This window comes from Brevundimonas sp. FV2ps16, from assembly GCF_058681075.1.
On the sequence record NZ_CM178728.1, the window covers coordinates 1,120,715 to 1,138,452 of the forward strand.

Here is a 17,738-nt window from a genome sequence, read left to right on the forward strand (position 1 = left end):
ATGCCGGATCACGCGTGGTTTTCGTGTATTTCCCTGCCCATGATAGATCGTGTTTCCGCCTCCCATCCGCTGCCGTCCCAGGTCGATGTGGCGATCATCGGCGCGGGGGCGGCGGGGATCGCCGCTGCGCGTCGGTTGATGCGGCCCGGCCTGTCGGTTCTGGTGCTGGAGGCCCGCGACCGGATCGGCGGCCGCGCCTGGACGGCGCGGGTCGAGGGCGAGGGTCTGGACATGGGTTGCGGCTGGCTGCACTCGGCCGACGACAATGTTCTGGCTGGGCGGGTCGAGGGCGAGGGCCTGACGCTGGACCAGACCCCGCCGCCGTGGCGAACCCAGGCCTTCAATCACGAGATCACGCCCGCCGATCAGGCGGAGTTCGGCGAGGCCTTCGCCGCCTTCGACCAGCGCGTGACCGAGGCGGCGGCGAGGGGGGAAGACCGGCCGGCCTCCGACTTCTTCGATCTGGACTGCCGTTGGAACGCCCGGATGGACGCCATCTCGGGCGCGCTGAACGGGGCGCGGTTCGCCGAGGTGTCCAGTCTGGACTATGACGCCTATGGCGACACCGGGGTGAACTGGCGGGTGCGCGATGGCTATGGCCGGCTGATCGCCCGTCTGGGCGAGGCCGTGTCGGATGCGGTGGTGCGCGACTGCGCCGTGCGGCGGATCGACCGGTCCGGCCCCCTGCTGCGGCTGGAGACCGGCCGGGGCGAGCTGACGGCGCGGGTCGTGATCCTGACGGTTCCCAATAGTCTGATCGCCACCGAGGCGGTGCGGATCGATCCGCCCGTTCCGGCCTGGCTGGAGGCGACGGCGGGCGTGCCCCTGGGGCTGGCGTCCAAGGTGCATATGACGGTGCGGGGCGCGGGCGACTTCCAGCCCGACACCCAGCTGTGGACGCGGGCCGATACGGCCGAGACCGGCGGCTATCATCTGCGGCCGTTCGGGCGGCCGATGATCGAGGCCTATTTCGGCGCAGGACTGGCCTGGGGGCTGGAGGCGGAGGGGCCGGCCGCACTGGTCGATTTCGCCGTGTCCGAACTGGTCGCGGCTCTGGGGTCGAATATGCGGCGGCGGCTGGAGGCCGTGGCCGTGTCGAACTGGGGCGTCGATCCCTGGTCGCGCGGCGCCTATTCCCACGCCCTGCCGGGCCACGCGGGGGACCGGGCCAAGTTTCGGATCGCGGTTGAGGATCGGATCTTCCTGGCGGGCGAGGCGACGGCGCCGGTCTATTACGGCACGGCCCACGGCGCCTGGATGGAGGGCGAGCGGGCGGCGGATGCGGCCCTGACGACCCTGGGTCTTGACCCGCATCGCGGCGACGGCGACAGCGAGGCATGACGCCGACCAAGGCCCGAAAACCTGTCGCCAAACCGCTCAAGGCCGGTCCGAAACGCCCGGCGGTGATGACTGGCGCATCCGTGCCCGTACTGCGCTGGCCGCCGGACGAGGACCGGGTCGAAACCATTTTCGAGCGGCTGTCCGGGATCATGCCCGAGCCGAAGACCGAGCTGAACTTCTCCAACCCCTTCACCCTGGTCGTCGCCGTGGCCCTGTCGGCCCAGACCACCGACGTCGCCGTCAACAAGGCCACCGACCGCCTGTTCCAGGTCGCCGACACGCCGGAGAAGATGCTGGCCCTGGGGGAGGAGGGGCTGGTCCCCTATATCGCCTCCATTGGCCTGTATCGCGGCAAGGCGAGGAACGTCATCGCCCTGTCCCGCCTGGTGCTGGAGCAGCACGGGGGGCAGGTTCCGCTGAACCGGACCGATCTGCAGGCCCTGCCCGGCGTGGGGCGCAAGACCGCCTCGGTCGTGCTGAACGAGCTGGGGATCGAGGCCGCCATCGCCGTGGACACCCATGTCTTCCGCGTCTCGCACCGGCTGGGCCTGGCCAATGCGGCGACGCCGGACAAGGTGGAGGCCCAACTGTTCAAGGTCGTGCCGGAGCAGTGGCTGCCCAAGGCGCACCACTGGCTGATCCTGCACGGGCGCTACACCTGCACGGCGCGCAGGCCCAAATGCCTGGCCTGCGTCATCGCCGACCTGTGCCCGTCGCGGGCGGGGCTGATGGCGCTGGGAGAGGCGGGTTAGCGGGAACGGCGCGGGGCGCTGGATTTCGTTCCACTCGCGAACGAAAAGTCGGCCCTTGGTAAGGGTTGCGGACTAATTTGAGCGCCAAGCTTGCGCGCGAGGCCCCTGATGAAGTCGATCTTCCGAACACGTTCCGCCGATGACAACGTGGAGGTTTCGGAACTGCGAAGCATGATGGCGGCGGTCCAGCGGTCCCAGGCGGTGATCGAGTTCGGGCTCGATGGAACGATCATCAAGGCCAATCCCAATTTCCTCGGCGTCGTGGGCTATGGCCTGGACGAGGTTCAGGGACGGCATCACCGCATCTTCATGGACCCTGTAGAGGCCGCCTCGCCCGACTACGCTACGCTTTGGCGCAGGCTGAACGCCGGCGAGTTCATCGCCGACAAGTTCGTCCGTTACGGCAAGGGCGGGGCCCGCGCCGTGATCGAGGCCAGCTATAATCCGATCTTCGACGTCGATGGAAAACCCTACAAGGTCGTCAAATTCGCCACGGACGTCACCGCCGCCGAGGCGGAGCGGGAGCGCCGCGCCGAGGCCGACCGTGAGGCGGCGGAGGTCCAGGCCGCCGTGCTCCAGGGCACGGGGCGGGCCCTGTCGGCCATGGCCGACGGCGACCTGTCCTACCGGATCGGCGACGATTTCCCCAAGGCCTACGCCGCGCTGCGCGAGGACTTCAACCGCGCCCTGGCGGCGATGGATCAGGCGGTCGGCGACATCCGCGGCAATGCGGTTTCGATGCAGTCAGGCGTCAATGAGATCAGCCGCGCGTCCGAGGACCTGTCGCGGCGGACCGAGAGACAGGCCGCAAGCCTGGAGGAAACGGCCTCGGCGCTGGACAAGATCACGGTGACGATCCGTCAGACGGCCGAAAACGCCCAGGCGGCGGACGCCGTGGTGAGCCAGACCCGCCTCCAGGCCGAGACCGGCGGCGGGGTCGTGCAGCGCGCCATATCCGCCATGGGCGAGATTGAGAAATCCTCGGACCAGATCGGCCAGATCATCGGGGTCATCGACGAGATCGCCTTCCAGACCAATCTGCTGGCGCTGAACGCCGGCGTGGAAGCGGCGCGCGCGGGCGAGGCCGGGCGCGGCTTCGCGGTGGTGGCCTCCGAAGTGCGGGCCCTGGCCCAACGGTCGGCGGACTCGGCCCGCGAGATCAAGGCCCTGATCTCCGCCAGCGGGGTGCAGGTCAAGGACGGCGTCACCCTGGTGCGCGAATCCGGCGACGCCCTGGCCGGGATCGCCTCGCGCATCAACGAGATCACCCAGCTGATGGCGGAGGTCCGCACCTCGACCCAGGAACAGTCGATGGGCCTGGCGGAGGTCAACAGCGCCGTCAACGACATGGACCAGGTCACGCAACAGAATGCGGCGATGGTGGAGCAATCGACTGCCGCCAGCCTGAGCCTCAGTCAGGAAGCGGCCGATCTGGCGCAACTGGTGGGCCGGTTCCAGGTCAGCGAGGGCGGCGCGGCCGCGCCGATCCGCCAGGCCCAGGCCCGGATCGAAGCCTTCGCCGCCTAGGGCGGGCCCGTCCGCCCGCGTCGGGTCGCCGGCGCCGCGTTCAGGTCTCGCTCGCTTCCAGATCGGCGATCATCTTCTGAAGGAGATCGCGCAGCTGGGCGATCTGCGGCTCGGAAAGCGGCAGACGCTCCACGACCTCGCGTCGAACGTCCAGAACCTGCGGCCTCAGGCCCCAGGCCTTGGCCGTGGGCTGGACCCAGACCTTGCGCTCGTCCTTGTCGTCCCGCCGACGGTCCAGCAGGCCGGCGGCCTCCATCTTCTTGACCTGGGGGCTCAAGGCGCCCGTCTCCATATGGGTGCGGCGGCCGACCTCGCCCATGGTCACGGGCCCTTCGGTCTCCCAGAGGGCGAGAAGGATGAGGTACTGCGGGTGGGTCAGGTCCAACGGATCCAGCAGGCGCCGATAGAGACGCGTGACCAGACTGCCGGTCGTCTGGAGGGCCAGACACAACTGAGCGTCGATCTCGAGATCGGGAATACGTTCCTGGGCGAGTATTTTGGCGGCCATGGGCTTCTTTAGACCACGCTTCGCACGGGCCAAACAGAACCGAAGCAATTGGTTCCATCGAACGCCAAAAATATATAAACAATGATATAATCATTTGTTAGGTAGATGGCCCTAATGCCGGCGTCCTTGTTCAAAAGGAGCCTGCAAATGTTCGGCAGCAGCCAAAGACGCCGTGAAGCGGAAGAGCTTCAGGAACTGCGTGAAATGACCGCGGCGCTTCGGCGCGCCCAGGCGGTGATCGAGTTCGAGCTGGACGGCACGATCATCACGGCCAACGAGAATTTCCTGGCTGTCGTCGGCTATGATCTGGAAGAGGTTCAGGGGCGGCATCACCGCATCTTCATGGATCCTGCCGAAGCGGCGACGCCGGCCTACGCCGACCTCTGGCGTCGGCTGAACGCGGGGGAGTTCATCGCCGACAAGTTCGTGCGGTACGGCAAGGGCGGCGCGCGGGCGGTGATCGAGGCGAGCTACAACCCGATCTTCGGCGCCGACGGCAAGCCCTACAAGGTGGTCAAGTTCGCCACGAACGTGACCGAAGTCGAGGCGGAGCGGGAGCGTCGGGCCGAGGCGGACCAGGCCGCCGCCGAGGTTCAGGCGCTGATCGTCAGGGAGACGGGGCTGGGACTGTCCGCCCTTGCCGAAGGCAATCTGTCGTACCGAATCCAGGACGTCTTCCCCGGCGACTATGCGATCCTGCGTGAGGACTTCAATCGCGCTATGGCCGCCCTGGATCAGGCCGTGGGCGTCATTCGCAACAACGCCGGGTCGATCCAGTCCGGCGCCAACGAGATCAGCAACGCGGCCGAGGATCTCTCGCGCCGCACCGAACGGCAGGCCGCCACCCTGGAAGAGACCGCCGCCGCCCTGGACCAGATCACCGCCACGGTCCGCAATGCGGCCGAGAACGCCCAGGCGGCCGATACGGTGGTGAGCCAGACCCGCCTCCAGGCCGAGACCGGCGGCGCGGTGGTCCAACGCGCCGTAACGGCCATGGGAGAGATCGAAGCCTCGTCGAATCAGATCGGCCAGATCATCGGGGTCATCGACGAGATCGCCTTCCAGACCAATCTGCTGGCGCTGAACGCCGGCGTGGAAGCGGCGCGCGCGGGCGAGGCCGGGCGCGGCTTCGCGGTGGTGGCCTCCGAAGTGCGGGCCCTGGCCCAACGGTCGGCGGACTCGGCCCGCGAGATCAAGGCCCTGATCTCCGCCAGCGGGGTGCAGGTCAAGGACGGCGTCACCCTGGTGCGCGAATCCGGCGACGCCCTCACGGCCATCGCCGAGCGCATCAACGAAATCACCCATCTGATGGGCGAAATCCGCGCCTCGACCCAGGAGCAGGCCCTGGCCCTGACCGAGGTCAATAAGGCTGTCAACGACATGGATCAGGTCACACAACAGAATGCGGCCATGGTCGAGGAAACGACCGCCGCCAGCCTGAACCTGGACCGCGAGGCGGCCGACATGACGCAGCTGGTCGGCCGGTTCAAGGTCAGCGCGGGCGGGGCCGGCCAGGCGCCGGCGCCGATCCGCCGGGCCCAGGCCCGGATCGAGGCCTTCGCCGCAGAGACCGCGCCCGCCAGGCCGCGTCTGGTCGCCGGCGGCGGGCGCAGCGACTGGGAGAGCTTCTAGGCGTCCAATCTCGCCATGACGGCGCGGGCGAAGCCGGCGCCGTCGGCGGGGTCGTGGTCCAGGTAGAAGTCGGGCTCGATCAGCTCGGCCTCCATCAACACCCAGGCGCCCGCGTCGTCGCGGGCCAGGTCGATGCGGGCGTAGAGCAGCGGCTCCGAGACGGCGGCCAGGACTTGCTCGGCCAGGGCCAAAGCCGCGTCGTCCGGCGTCACGGCGGTGTAGAGGCCGCCGAACTGGACCTGGATACGGAAGTCGCCGGGGACCGGCCGCTTGTTGACCGCGTGGCTGAACCGGCCGCCGAAGAAGAGCAGCGAGGTCTCGCCCTCGGTCTCGATCGATTTCAGATAGGGCTGGATCATGGCCGGGCCTTCCGGGGCGTCGGTCAGGATCTGGCCCGGCGTCAGGCGCAGGGTGCGAAACGCCCCGGCCGAGACGGTCGGCTTGACGATCAGGGTGTGGACGCCGGTTTCGGCGAAGGCGGCGTCCACCTGGTCCTGGCTGATCGCCTCGCTCCACCGGGTGGGCGGAATGGGCACGCCCTGGTCGGCGAGACGGGCCAGATAGGTCTTGTCCGAGTTCCAGCCCAGCACCGTCGCCGGATTGGCGACCGGCAGGCCGGCCGCGGTCCAGGTCGCACAGGCGTTCAGCCAGCGGGCGTGGTCGCGGTGATAGCCCCAGGCGATGACCGGCAGGATCAGGTCATAGGCCGCCAGGGCCGAGGCGTCCTCGACATGATCGGTCCAGGGCGTGGGGACGACGGTCGCGCCGCCGCTCTCCAGCGTCGCCCTCAGCCGGGCCAGCACCTCGGGCCAGCGACCGGCGTAGGTCTTGTCGGCGGGGTCGGGGATCAGGACGGCGATCTGGGTCATGACGCCTGCCTATCGCAATGCGCCGACGCATATAAGGGCTTCCTTATATGTTTTCGGGTGACGTTCGGGTCTTCAACCGTTAAGGCGCGACCATGACCCAGAACACCGCCCAATATGACGTCTGCGCTGTCGGCAACGCCATCGTCGACGTGCTCAGCCCTTGTGACGCCGCCTTCCTGACGGCCCAGGACCTGGCCCCCAACTCCATGCAACTGGTCGACGCCGAACGCAGCGCCGCCCTGTATGACGCCATGGCGCCGGGGGTCGAGGCCTCGGGCGGATCGGCCGGCAACACCGTGGCGGGCGTCGGCTCGTTCGGCGGCCGCGCGGCCTATATCGGCAAGGTGGCCGACGACACCCTGGGCGAAGTGTTCAGCCACGACATCCGCGCCGCCGGCGTCCATTTCGCCACCCCGGTCCTGGCCGGCGGGGCCGACAAGGGCTTCGGCACCGGCCGCTGCCTGATCAACGTCCTGTCGGACGGGGCGCGCACCATGGCCACCTTCCTGGGCGCCGCCAACCAGCTGTACGCCGACGATATCGACGAGGCCCTGATCGGCGCCAGCGAGATCGTCTATCTGGAAGGCTATCTGTTCGACCCGGCCCCGGCCCGCGCCGCCTTCGAACGCGCCGCCGCCGCCGCGCACAAGGCCGACCGCAAGGTGGCCATCACCCTGTCGGACACCTTCGTCGTCGCCCGCTGGCGCGCCGAATTGCTGAGCTTCATCGAACAGTCGGCCGACATCGTCCTGGCCAACGAGGCCGAACTGGGCGCCCTGTTCGAGACCGAAGACTTCGACGCCGCCGCAGCCAAACTGGCCGCCATCGTCGAGATCGCCGCCGTGACGCGCGGCGCGGAAGGCTCGGTCGTGATCAAGGGCGAGGAGCGCGTCGTCGTCGCCGCCTATCCGGTCGCCAAGGTGATCGACACCACCGGCGCCGGCGACCAATACGCCGCCGGCTTCCTGCTGGGCGTCGCGCGCGGCCTGACGCTGGAAGAGGCCGGCAAGCTCGGCTCGCTGGCCGCGTCTGAAGTCATCGCCCACTGGGGCCCGCGGCCGATGGTGAAACTGGCGGATCTGGCCGGTGAAGCCGGGTTGAGGTTGTAATCAAGATCTTCCCCCGCTTGCGGGGGAAGTGTCAGGTCGTGGCGCGCAGCGACACGCCTGACGATGGGGGAAGTCTTCTTTCCGAGTAAGACTTCCCTCTCCGACCCTGGTCCGCTGCGCGGACGCCGGGTCACCTCTCCCGCAAGCGGGAGAGGGTCATTTGAATCAGCTCTTCCACCTTAGCGTCGTGGGCTGGATCGGGTTGACGAAGGGTCGCCCCTCGGCGCGGCTCTTCGCCCATTCGCGCTTCAGCTGCTGGTACCATTTGGCCTGTTTGTCGGCGTCGTCGATCCAGATCAGGGCGGGGTCGTAGCGCAGGCCCTCGTTCTGCAGGTTCACCATGCCGCCGTCCTGTTTCAGGAAGGCGACCACCCCCATGCGCAGGAAGGGTTTGGCTAGGTCGAAGACCCAGTGGTCGGACCAGAAGATCTGGGTGATGCGGGTCTTCGTCTCGCTGATCGGGGTCAGGCAGGTCAGGGCCAGGACCTGTTTTTCGCCCACTTGGATATGTTCCCAGCGATAGCCGGGCAGGCGGAAGGTGATCTCGGTCGCGGGGGCGCCGCCCAGGATCTTGTAGAGTCGGCTGTTGGACGAGGGGGCGTGGCGCGCCATGGCCCAGCCGAAATCGGCGGGGACGAAGGCCTTGGCCTTTTCGTGCATCGAATGTTCGGACCGCCACCACCATTGCTGGTGGACATAGGGGCCGTGGGCCGGGTCCATCAGGCCGACGACGGCGTGGTCGATATGGCTGTCGAACTCCATCGTCTCGACCAGTTTCGGCCCCGCCCCGACGACGCCGGGGAAGACCGGGGGCGCGTGGTCCGGCTCCATCGGGTTACGGGCGTCGGACGCCATCCAGACGAAGACCATCCCTTGGCTCTCGCGCACCGGGAAGGCGCGCACCTTGATGCGATTGGCCTCGAACGCCTGGTCCTCGACCAGGGACGGAATGGCGGCGCAGACCCCGTCGGGGCGGAAGCGCCAGCCGTGATAGGGGCATTCGATGGTCTCGCCCTCGCCGGGCTTTTCGACCAGTTTCCCGGCCGACAGGGGCGCGGCGCGGTGGGGACAGATGTCGCGCATCGCATAGACGGCCCCGGCGCGGGTGCGGCCGATCAGGACGGGCTCGCCCATGACCTCGTAGCGTTTCAAACCGGCCGGGGCGACGTCTCGTGACAGGGCGACGAAATACCAGGCATCGGCGACGAATCCCTTACCGAAGGGCTGGGCGCCGGCTTTGGACGGGGCGGCTTCGGCTTGAGGGGACTGGACGGGGGGAGCGTCTACAGGCTTCATGAGCGCCTCATAACAGAGGGAGGCGGGGTCTGTCCTCCTGGAGCTCGTAGAGAACTTTACAAAACAAAGTAGAGGCGGCATAAGGACCGTCTCACAGGGGAGTTTCGCCATGTTTCGCGCCTTAGGTTTCGCCGCCATGCTGTTCGCCGCCACCACCGTCCAGGCCCAAGCGCAGGACGGGCACGGGGTGCATCCCGAGAATGGACACGCGCACGGCGAGGCCCACGATCATCATCACGCGGCCTTCGCCTCCGACCGGATCCATGTCCGGGTCGACGGCCAGGGGCGCGACCTCATTCTGATCCCCGGCCTCAGCTCCTCGCCGGACATCTGGCAGGGCACGGTCGACCATCTGGGCGCCGGCTGGCGGGTGCATCGCATCCACGTCCAGGGCTTCGCCGGCGCCCCGGCCGAGGGCGCCGCCCAGACGGGCGCCGCGCCGACTCCGGTTGCGGCGCCGGTCGCCGAGGAGATCGCCCGCTATATCGCCGAACAGGGTCTGGAGACGCCCGCCGTCGTGGGCCATTCGATGGGCGGGACCATCGGCCTGATGCTGGCGGCGCGCCATCCGGACAGTGTCGGCAAGCTGATGGTGGTGGACATGATCCCCTTCATGGGCGCCATGTTCGGCCCGCCCGGAACCACGGCCGAGGCGGTGACGCCGGTCGCCGACCAGATATACGCCGCCCAGGCCAATAGCCCGCGCGAGGCCTATGTCGCCCAGGCGACCACGGCCATCACCGGCATGATCAATACCGAGAGCCGCCGCGAAGAGGCGCTGGAGGACATGCGGACCAGCGACCAGAAGGTCTCGGCCGCCGCCTTCCGCGAACTGGTGACCACCGATCTGCGGCCCGAACTGGCGAAGATCACCGCCCCGACCGAGGTGCTGTACGTCAAGTTCAACGACCCGCGCATGACGCCCCAGATCACCGACGCCATCTATCAGATGTCCTACGCCGGCCTGCCCGGCGTGAAACTGAAGCGGATCGACGACAGCGCCCACTTCATCATGTTCGACCAGCCCCAGGCCTTCTACGGCGAGCTGGACGCCTTTCTTTCGGCGAAATAGCCGCTCACGCTGGCGTGAAGTGAGCGGAGCCGTTTCGGCGGCGGTTCATACGGGGTACACATCCGTAGGGCTAATCCCGCCGAAGCGCGGTTCTTGAGGATATTCGATGGCGGGTCCAGGGTTCGGGGGCGGACAACAGGGCGGCGCAAAGCCGGCCCGCACGCGGCTGCAGCAGGCGCTCTACTGGGGCGCCGTGCTGGCCGTCTGGGGGCTGATCTTCCTGGTCGTCTTCTTCGCCGTGTTTGCGCGCGGCCTGCCGGACACCTCGACCCTGTATAATGTCGATCGTCAGCCCTCGATCACCTATCTGGACCGGAACGGCGCCCTTATCGCCACCCGGGGCACCCAGATGGCGCCGCCCGCCGATCTGGACGCCCTGCCCGACTATGTGCCGGCCGCCTTCATCGCCATCGAGGACCGGCGCTTCTATCACCACCCCGGTTTCGACCCCATCGGCATGATGCGGGCGGTGGCGACCAATATGCGCGCCGGCCGGGTGGTCCAGGGCGGATCGACCCTGACCCAGCAGCTGGCCAAGAACCTGTTTCTGACGCCGGACCAGAATATGCGCCGCAAGGTGCAGGAACTGATGCTGGCGGTCTGGCTGGAGATGAAATTCTCCAAGAAGGAGATCCTGGCCCTGTATCTGAACCGGGTCTATTTCGGCGCCGGCGCCTATGGGATCGAGGCGGCGTCGCAACGCTATTTCGACAAGTCGGCCAAGGATCTGAGCGTCGGCGAGGCCGCGCTGCTGGCCGGGCTGCTGAAGGCGCCGTCGCGCTATTCGCCCGTGTCCGAGAGCGAGCGGGCCGCCACCCGCGCCACCGTCGTGCTGAACGAGATGGAAGAGGCCGGGGTCATCACCGCCGCTCAGCGCGAAGAGGCCGTGACCCAGCCGATCATCGTGTCGCGCACCCTGGCGACCCAGCACGCCCAGTATTTCATCGACTGGCTGGACCAGTCGATCCGCGGCTTGGTCGGCGAACCGACCGAGGACATGGTGGTCGAGACCACTCTGGACCTGACCCTGCAGACCGCCGCCGAACGTTCGGTGCGCCGTATCCTGAACCGCGACGAGGGCAAGGGCGTGGAACAGGCGGCCCTGGTCGCCCTGGACGGCGACGGCCGGGTGCGGGCCATGATCGGCGGCGGCTCCTATGCCGACAGCCAGTTCAACCGCGCCGTCGAGGCGCGTCGTCAGGCGGGTTCGGCCTTCAAGCCCTTCGTCTATCTGGCGGCGGTCGAGGCCGGCTATACGCCCCAGACCCCGGTGGTCGACCAGCCGATCACCATCGGCAACTGGTCGCCCAAGAACTATTCCAACACCTTCGCCGGAAACATGACCCTGGCCCAGGCCGTGGCCCAGTCGACCAATACGGTGGCGGCCTATGTCGCCGACCAGATCGGGCGCGACAGCGTGGCCCGCGCCGCGCGCCGCCTGGGCATCGAAAGCCGGATCGGTCTGGAGCCGGCCATGGCCCTGGGCGCGGTCGAGGTTTCGCCTCTGGAGATGGCCACCGCCTATGACGCCTTCGCCAACGGCGGGCGCCGGGTCGAGGCCTATGGCATCAGCCGTATCCGCACCCCCCAGGGCCGGGTCATCTATCAGCGGGCCAGCGGCCAGAGCGGACAGGCGATCAATAATCCGTCGCTGTACTACATGAACGAGATGCTGCGCGGGGTCATGACCTCGGGCACCGGGCGCAGCGCGGCCATCGCCGGGCGCGACCTGGCGGGCAAGTCGGGCACGACCTCGGACTACAAGGACGCCTGGTTCGTCGGCTACACCGGCGGCTTCGTCACCGCCGTCTGGGTCGGCAAGGACGACAACACCGCCATGCGCGGCGTGACCGGCGGCTCGTCCCCGGCCGCCATCTGGAAGGGCTTCATGGAGGCGGCCCTGCCGCGCCTGAACGCGCCGCGCATCCCCGACGGCCCGGCCATGCCCGAGGGCTGGACCGCGCCCGATCCGGTCGGCGACCTGATGTCCGGCATCGGCGAGGACGGCCTGCCGATCGAACCGGCGGATCCGATCGGCGGCGACCCCTATGCTGAGGAGCCGGGCCAACCGGTGCAGCCGACGCAGCCCGCCGTCCGCCCGACCGCTCCCCAGCCGGCGCCGCGCGATACGCCGGACCAGCAGCCGGAAGGCCGCCAACCGGCCGAGAAACGCAGCGACCCGCTGTTCTTCTGATCCTTCGGGGAAGCCCCCACAGACCTTCCCCCGCTTGCGGGGGAAGTGTCAGCTCGTCGAGCCCAGCGAGACGGCTGACGATGGGGGAAGTCTTGCTGCTTGGAAGAAGACTCCCCTCTCCGACCCTGGTTCGCTGCGCGAACGCCGGGCCACCTCTCCCGCAGGCGGGAGAGGGTCTGGGACGCCGCCTACCGCCCCACCGCGTGCAGCGCCGCGCCATAGTCCTTCAGCCATTTGCGCCAGGGCTTGTGATCTCCCACCAGCCGCTCGACCACGGACCAGTAGGCCGGGCTGTGGTCGGCGTGGACCAGGTGGGCGACCTCGTGGGCGGCCAGATAGTCGATGACCGGCGGCGGGGCCATGATCACCCGCCAGGAATAGCGGATGGTGCGGTTATGCGGGCTGCACGAGCCCCAGCGCGAGCGGGTGTCGGCGATGGAGACCGTGACCGGCGTCTGGCCCAGGGTCCGCAGATGGTGGTCGGTGCGGTCCAGCAGGGTGCTGCGCGCCTCGCGCTTGAGCAGGTTCTCGACCCGACGGGCATAGGCCTCGCCCTCGCCGCCCGAGCGGATGACGGTCCCGTCCTCGACCAGCCGCGCCGCGCCGGCGCCGGGCGTCGCCTCCAGCCGCACGGGCCTGCCGCGCAGGGAGATGACCTGGCCCGGCTGCAACGGCCGTCCCTTGGGCCGCACCGCCAGACGTTCGGAGATCCAGACGGACTTTGACCGGGCGAAGGCCACGGCCTGGACCAGGCCGCGCTCGGTCGGGGCGATCACCACCGCCTCGCCGGCGCGCGCGTCGATCCGCACCGACAGGCGCCGCGCGCGGGGATTGACGGATAGTCGCAGCGTAGGGCCGGAACCGGGTTCCGAACCCCCTTCGTCAAGCGGCAGCCGCTGACCGTTGCGGTACGCCAAGGCGGGCCTCGTTCTGGGCGATGAAGTCGCGAACGCGAGGATAGATCTCCTCGCGGAACCGACGACCGTTGAAGACCCCGTAATGGCCTACGCCGGGCTGGACGTACAGCACCCTCTGGTCGTCGGGGATGCTGGAACACAGGCCGTGCGCCGCCTGGGTCTGGCCGACGCCCGAGATGTCGTCCTTCTCGCCCTCGACCGTCATCAGGCCGATGTCTCTGATTTTCGTCAGATCGACCTTGCGGCCGCGATGCTCCAGCAGGCCGCGCGCCAGCAGATGCTGCTGGAAGACGATGTCGATGGTCTGGAGGTAGAATTCCTCGGTCAGATCCAGCACCGACAGATATTCGTCATAGAATTCCTCGTGCTTCTCCACCCCGTCGCCGTCGCCGTCGATCAGGCTGTTGAAATAGTCCCAGTGGGCGTCGCGGTGGCGTTCCTGGTTCATCGACATGAAGCTGTAGAGCTGCACGAAGCCCGGATAGACCCGCCGCCCGAAGCCGGCATAGGGCAGGGGCACGGTGTGGATCATGTTCGACCGGAACCAGGTGAAGGGCTTTTCCTCCGCCAGCTGGTTGGTCACGGTCGGCGACAGGCGGGCGTCGATGGGCGAGCCCATGAAGGTCATGGAGGCGGGGCGGTTGTCGTCGCCGTCCTCGGCCATCACCGCTCCGGCCGCCAGCACCGGCGGTCCCGGCTGGCAGACCCCGACTACATGGGCCCGGCCGCCGATCTCGGCCAGCATCCGCCGGACGTGGTCGATATAGTCGAAGAAGTCGAACCGGCCTTCCAGCACCGGCACCTGACGGGCGTTGATCCAGTCGGTGACGTAGACGTCGTGGTCCTGAAGAAAGGCCTCGACCGTGCCGCGCAACAGGGTGGCGTAGTGGCCCGACAGGGGGGCGACGATCAGGACGGCCGGACCGGAGGCCGGCTTTCCGGCCCGCTTGAGGTCGCCGATGTTGCGGGCGAAGCGGACCAGGCGGCACCAGGGGCTCTGCCAGATCACCTGTTCGACGGTGCGGACGGACTTGCCGCCGATGTCGAGTGTCTCCAGCCGCCAGTCCGGCTTGCCGTAGCGGCGGGTGACGCTCTCGAACAGTTCGGCCGAGGCGTAGGCGGTGCGGCCCACCGCGGTATCGGACGCCGGGTTGAAGGGCGAGGACCAGAATCGCCGGGCCATCTGGGCCCCGACCCGGAACGGCAGGGCCGACTGGTAGGCGAGTTCGTGAAACGCGTAGAGCATGGCGATCCATTACTGCGTCGGGCGCGCCCGACGACCTTTTGCTGCACAGCAGCATACAGGGTTTCCGGTAAATCGGCAGTTATTCGCAATCCCGACCAATTGCCGCTCGGGTTCGACCTTCTCGCGGCCGCGCGAACGTGGTCAGATAAGCGTGATGTCCGGGGGGACGTCGATGGAGCCTTAGATGTTGGTCGCCCTGACCCTCGCCAGCCTGCTGACGCAGACCGTCCCAAATGCGGGCCCAAATCCGGCAGTCGGCCTCGTCTCCTACGAGGCGGCGGTGCGTTGCGCCGGCCTGACCCAGGCCGCGTCCGAACTGGAAGGCGGCGAAAGCACGGAGGGACAGCGCCTCTATGACGCCGCCCTGTTCTGGACGCTGGCGGCCATGCAGGCCGGCACCGCCGCAGGCAAGCCCGCGCCGGCGGCCGAGGCCGACCAGACCCGCGCCCGGATCGACGCCGTGCGCCGCCTGAACGCCGACGCCCCCGCTGCGCGCGCGGCCCTGCAACGCTGCCTCCAGAAGACGCCCGACCTCAACTGAACAATCATCCTTAAGGCCAGGCTGAACCCCGATGACGGCGTCGCGTTTGCAATGGAACCCTCATGGGACGCACCAGCCGTCCCGAACCGGGATTTAAAGGCGCCCAGCGTATGTTCGAGTTCGGCCGTGACCTTCGCAAACTCTTCTCTCAGGCCCGCGAGAGCGAGGATCTGGGCTGGGTCGAGCTGATCGGCGTCGATCTGCTGGCGGCCGAGGCGCGTCGGGAAGCCACCGACGCCGGCCGGGTCTCCTGCAACCGCCCGTTCGAGACCGAACGTCGCGCCGCCGCCCTGTGGCGCGAACACGCCCGGCGCAGCGGCGCCGCCGACAGTCTGGACCGGGCCGAACGCTGCGCCGACAGCCTGACGCGCGCCGCCGTGGGCGAGGTCCAGAGCGCCGGGGCCGCCGTCGAGAAGGCCCAGGTCCTGATGCTGAGATTCGACCTGTGCGGCGACCCCGCCCATCTGGACCGCGCTCTCGCCGTCTTGGCGGGGGTTGCTCCGACGCGCCGGTCCGCCGTTTCCGGCGAACTGTCCGCTGTTCATTCACGCCTCAAGGCCCGTCAGGCGCGGCTGTCCGGCGACCCCGCCGCCCTGATGGACGCCACCGCCCTGATGGACATGGCCCAGCACGAGGCCGGCGCGGGGGATGTGGACCTGCGGCTGGACCGTGCAGGCCTTGCTTTGGAGACCGGGGTCATCAAGCGTGACGCCCGCCTGCTGGACCAGGCCGGACGCGATCTCGGGGTCCTGGTCGAGGCCGCCTCACCCGATTATCGCCCCCTGACCCGCGCCCGCGCCCTTGCCCTGTGCGGGGCGGGCCTGTCGGCCCTGGCGGCCGTGGCCGGTCACGTCGAGGCCCAGGACCAGGGTCGGATGATGTTCGACGCCGCCGCCGACCAGTTCACCCCGGACCACAGCCCGCTGGACTGGGCCGTGATTCAGGTGCTGCGCGCCGGGGACGACGCCACGCCGCTGATGCTGCTGAACCAGGCCGAGGCCCTGACCCAGGGTCGCGGCCTGATCGTCGGCGCCTTGGTGCGCGAGCGCCGCATGTCGCGCGAGATCGCCCTGGCCGAGGCCGTGCGCGACCTCGCCGGACTGGATCTGCTGGAAGACCGCCTGCGCCGCCGCCTGGTCGGCGCCGCGCCGCTGGACTGGGCCGCCGACCAGATCGGGCTGGCCGACCTGGCCCTGGCCCGCCATCGTCTGGGCGGCCCCGCGCCCCGCCACCTGAACCTGATCCTGAACGAGGCCGCAGCCACGGCCAACGAAATGGGCGTGCCGGTCCTGGCCGAGCGGGCCGGCGTGCTGCTGTGGAAGTCGAGCCTTTAAGCCTGATCGACTGAAGAGGTGTCGCGGCGCGGTTCTGTCCGAAACGATCCGGCTCCAGCCCCCTCTCTTCCTGAGGCGCTCAAACTCGGCTACCGGCATGGACAGCCGTTTCGAGCGGCGAAGTTCGACGGCGTACCCTGTATCGCCGATGCGTGTTGCGAGGCCTGAGCATGTTTGGATCCAAGCCCGCTTCCGCCGCTGATCGACGCGGCGAACCACGCAGATCGGTCAATGCGCGAGGCGTGGTGTGCGCGACGGGGCTCGAGACCGCCTGTCTGATCGTAGATCTGTCGAGCTCGGGCATGCGGCTGAGGCTCGACCGGGGCGCGGCCCTGCCGTCCGATGTGGTGGTCGTCGATGTCGCCGAAGCCGTGGCCTATCCGGCGACCGTGGTCTGGCAGAAGGGGCAGGAGGCGGGCCTGAAACAGACGGGCGCCAGATCCCTGCGCGGCCTCGCGCCCGCCCGGTTGATCGGCGCCCGCGACGCCTGGCTGCGCGCCGGGGGGCGTTAGACTTACATCCCCGCCGGCATGGCGCCGGCGTTGATGGCGATGCGGCCCACCAGCCCCTTGACGATCAAGTCCAGAGCCGAGCCTTCGCGATAGTCGGCGGCGGCGACGAAATTGACCCGGTCCTCGGAGATCAGCGAATAGACCTTCTTCTGGTCCTTCTCGTTCGAGCGCGGATCATAGACGGCGATCGAGAAGCCGCCCTTGGTGTGCATCATCTTCATGGTCGGCACGTCCGTGTCGCCGTCGCCGATGAAGATCATCCGCTCGAACGGCACCGGCCGCTGGTCGTCGGGGATGAAATGGTTGATCCGCTCGTGCTCCCAGTGGTTCTTCACCCCCTTGTTGATGCGGAACAGATACTGGGTCTTGGTGGTGTAGTTGACGCCCACGGCGGGCCAGGCCGCCTCGCCCTTGTCGTCATAGACATAGTGGGAGGCGAAGACGTGTGTCAGGGCGGGGCGGATCGGCGTGCCGTCGATCATCTCCTCCAGGCCGGCCGAGACGATATAATGTTCGATCTCCAGCCCGTAGCGCGCCCCGAAGGCGTTCATCCGGTCGAACCAGCTGAGGTCCTTCAGGCCCTCGAACAGGGCCACAGCCTCGCCGTGCCGACGCAGGGTCTCGCGCGTCACCGGCGCCCCGTTCTGGCGCGCGTGGTGGAGCATCAGTTGCATATACATCAGGATGCCGTCGCCGTCGGCCTCCTTGGTCAGGCGTTCGGCCTCTTCCCAGAAAGCCCCGATGCCCATGCCCACGGAGGGGATGAAGCTGACCTCCTGCATATTGCCGCGCGCCAGGGTGCCGTCGAAATCATAGATCAGCGCCGTCTTCAGCAGCGGCTTTTCGCCAGAGGGGGCGTCGGACATCGGGCGGGCTCCAGAGCGGGGT

16 protein-coding genes are annotated in these 17,738 nt (G+C 68.5%); 10 read left to right on the top strand and 6 right to left on the bottom strand.

Going from position 1 to position 17,738, the window contains the following annotated elements:
* Positions 1-39 precede the first annotated feature (39 nt).
* The 3 genes from ACW170_RS05305 (at position 40) to ACW170_RS05315 (ending at position 3,620) form a co-directional block, all read left to right on the top strand.
* Positions 40-1,341 carry a flavin monoamine oxidase family protein gene (locus ACW170_RS05305; protein WP_492088622.1) on the top strand — a complete coding sequence of 434 codons (1,302 nt, stop codon included), beginning with the start codon at positions 40-42 and terminating at the stop codon, positions 1,339-1,341.
* Positions 1,338-2,093 carry an endonuclease III gene (gene nth, locus ACW170_RS05310; protein ID WP_492088623.1) on the top strand — a complete coding sequence of 252 codons (756 nt, stop codon included), beginning with the start codon at positions 1,338-1,340 and terminating at the stop codon, positions 2,091-2,093. The genes ACW170_RS05305 and nth overlap by 4 nt, the downstream gene beginning before the upstream one ends.
* Before the next feature lie 108 nt (positions 2,094-2,201).
* Entirely contained in the window at positions 2,202-3,620 is a 1,419-nt protein-coding gene (locus ACW170_RS05315) for a methyl-accepting chemotaxis protein (RefSeq protein ID WP_492088624.1), read from the top strand.
* A gap of 40 nt (positions 3,621-3,660) precedes the next feature.
* Here the strand turns inward: ACW170_RS05315 and ACW170_RS05320 are convergent, their stop codons facing one another.
* Positions 3,661-4,128: a MarR family winged helix-turn-helix transcriptional regulator gene (locus tag ACW170_RS05320; RefSeq protein ID WP_492088625.1), complete on the bottom strand. Its 468-nt coding sequence runs from the start codon at positions 4,126-4,128 to the stop codon at positions 3,661-3,663.
* 147 nt (positions 4,129-4,275) lie between these two features.
* On the opposite strand from ACW170_RS05320, the gene ACW170_RS05325 reads away from it, so the two are divergent.
* The gene (locus tag ACW170_RS05325; protein WP_492088626.1) at positions 4,276-5,760 is read left to right on the top strand and encodes a methyl-accepting chemotaxis protein; all 1,485 of its coding nucleotides are present in this window, start codon (positions 4,276-4,278) and stop codon (positions 5,758-5,760) included.
* On the opposite strand, the gene ACW170_RS05330 is transcribed toward ACW170_RS05325, so the two are convergent.
* The gene (locus tag ACW170_RS05330; RefSeq protein ID WP_492088627.1) at positions 5,757-6,629 is read right to left on the bottom strand and encodes an ATP-grasp domain-containing protein; all 873 of its coding nucleotides are present in this window, start codon (positions 6,627-6,629) and stop codon (positions 5,757-5,759) included. The genes ACW170_RS05325 and ACW170_RS05330 overlap by 4 nt on opposite strands.
* A gap of 92 nt (positions 6,630-6,721) precedes the next feature.
* Between ACW170_RS05330 and ACW170_RS05335 the strand changes: the two genes are divergently transcribed.
* Positions 6,722-7,738, top strand: coding sequence for an adenosine kinase (locus ACW170_RS05335; protein ID WP_492088628.1), 1,017 nt, complete (start codon positions 6,722-6,724; stop codon positions 7,736-7,738).
* Positions 7,739-7,903: 165 nt separating this feature from the next.
* Here the strand turns inward: ACW170_RS05335 and ACW170_RS05340 are convergent, their stop codons facing one another.
* Entirely contained in the window at positions 7,904-9,034 is a 1,131-nt protein-coding gene (locus tag ACW170_RS05340) for an aromatic ring-hydroxylating oxygenase subunit alpha (RefSeq protein WP_492088629.1), read from the bottom strand.
* 109 nt (positions 9,035-9,143) lie between these two features.
* Here ACW170_RS05340 and ACW170_RS05345 point away from each other — a divergent pair, with 109 nt between their 5' ends.
* Positions 9,144-10,106 (top strand): alpha/beta fold hydrolase, encoded by a 963-nt coding sequence (locus ACW170_RS05345; protein ID WP_492088630.1) that lies wholly within the window; start codon positions 9,144-9,146, stop codon positions 10,104-10,106.
* Between the two features lie 106 nt (positions 10,107-10,212).
* Complete coding sequence (locus ACW170_RS05350) at positions 10,213-12,300, top strand: transglycosylase domain-containing protein (RefSeq protein WP_492088631.1); 2,088 nt, start codon at positions 10,213-10,215, stop codon at positions 12,298-12,300.
* Between the two features lie 188 nt (positions 12,301-12,488).
* On the opposite strand, the gene ACW170_RS05355 is transcribed toward ACW170_RS05350, so the two are convergent.
* Together ACW170_RS05355 and ACW170_RS05360 are read right to left on the bottom strand one after the other, a co-directional pair.
* Entirely contained in the window at positions 12,489-13,217 is a 729-nt protein-coding gene (locus ACW170_RS05355; protein ID WP_492088632.1) for a M48 family metallopeptidase, read from the bottom strand.
* On the bottom strand, positions 13,183-14,463 hold the full coding sequence (locus tag ACW170_RS05360; protein WP_492088633.1) for a polyhydroxyalkanoate depolymerase: 1,281 nt from the start codon (positions 14,461-14,463) through the stop codon (positions 13,183-13,185). The genes ACW170_RS05355 and ACW170_RS05360 overlap by 35 nt, the downstream gene beginning before the upstream one ends.
* Positions 14,464-14,647: 184 nt before the next feature.
* Here ACW170_RS05360 and ACW170_RS05365 point away from each other — a divergent pair, with 184 nt between their 5' ends.
* From ACW170_RS05365 to ACW170_RS05375, 3 genes are all read left to right on the top strand, one after another.
* A complete protein-coding gene (locus tag ACW170_RS05365) occupies positions 14,648-15,004 on the top strand; it encodes a hypothetical protein (RefSeq protein WP_492088634.1) in 357 nt (118 codons plus the stop codon).
* Between the two features lie 62 nt (positions 15,005-15,066).
* Complete coding sequence (locus ACW170_RS05370; protein WP_492088635.1) at positions 15,067-16,338, top strand: hypothetical protein; 1,272 nt, start codon at positions 15,067-15,069, stop codon at positions 16,336-16,338.
* Between the two features lie 170 nt (positions 16,339-16,508).
* Complete coding sequence (locus ACW170_RS05375) at positions 16,509-16,850, top strand: PilZ domain-containing protein (protein ID WP_492088636.1); 342 nt, start codon at positions 16,509-16,511, stop codon at positions 16,848-16,850.
* A gap of 2 nt (positions 16,851-16,852) precedes the next feature.
* On the opposite strand, the gene ACW170_RS05380 is transcribed toward ACW170_RS05375, so the two are convergent.
* On the bottom strand, positions 16,853-17,716 hold the full coding sequence (locus ACW170_RS05380) for an HAD family hydrolase (protein WP_492088637.1): 864 nt from the start codon (positions 17,714-17,716) through the stop codon (positions 16,853-16,855).
* Positions 17,717-17,738 lie beyond the last annotated feature (22 nt).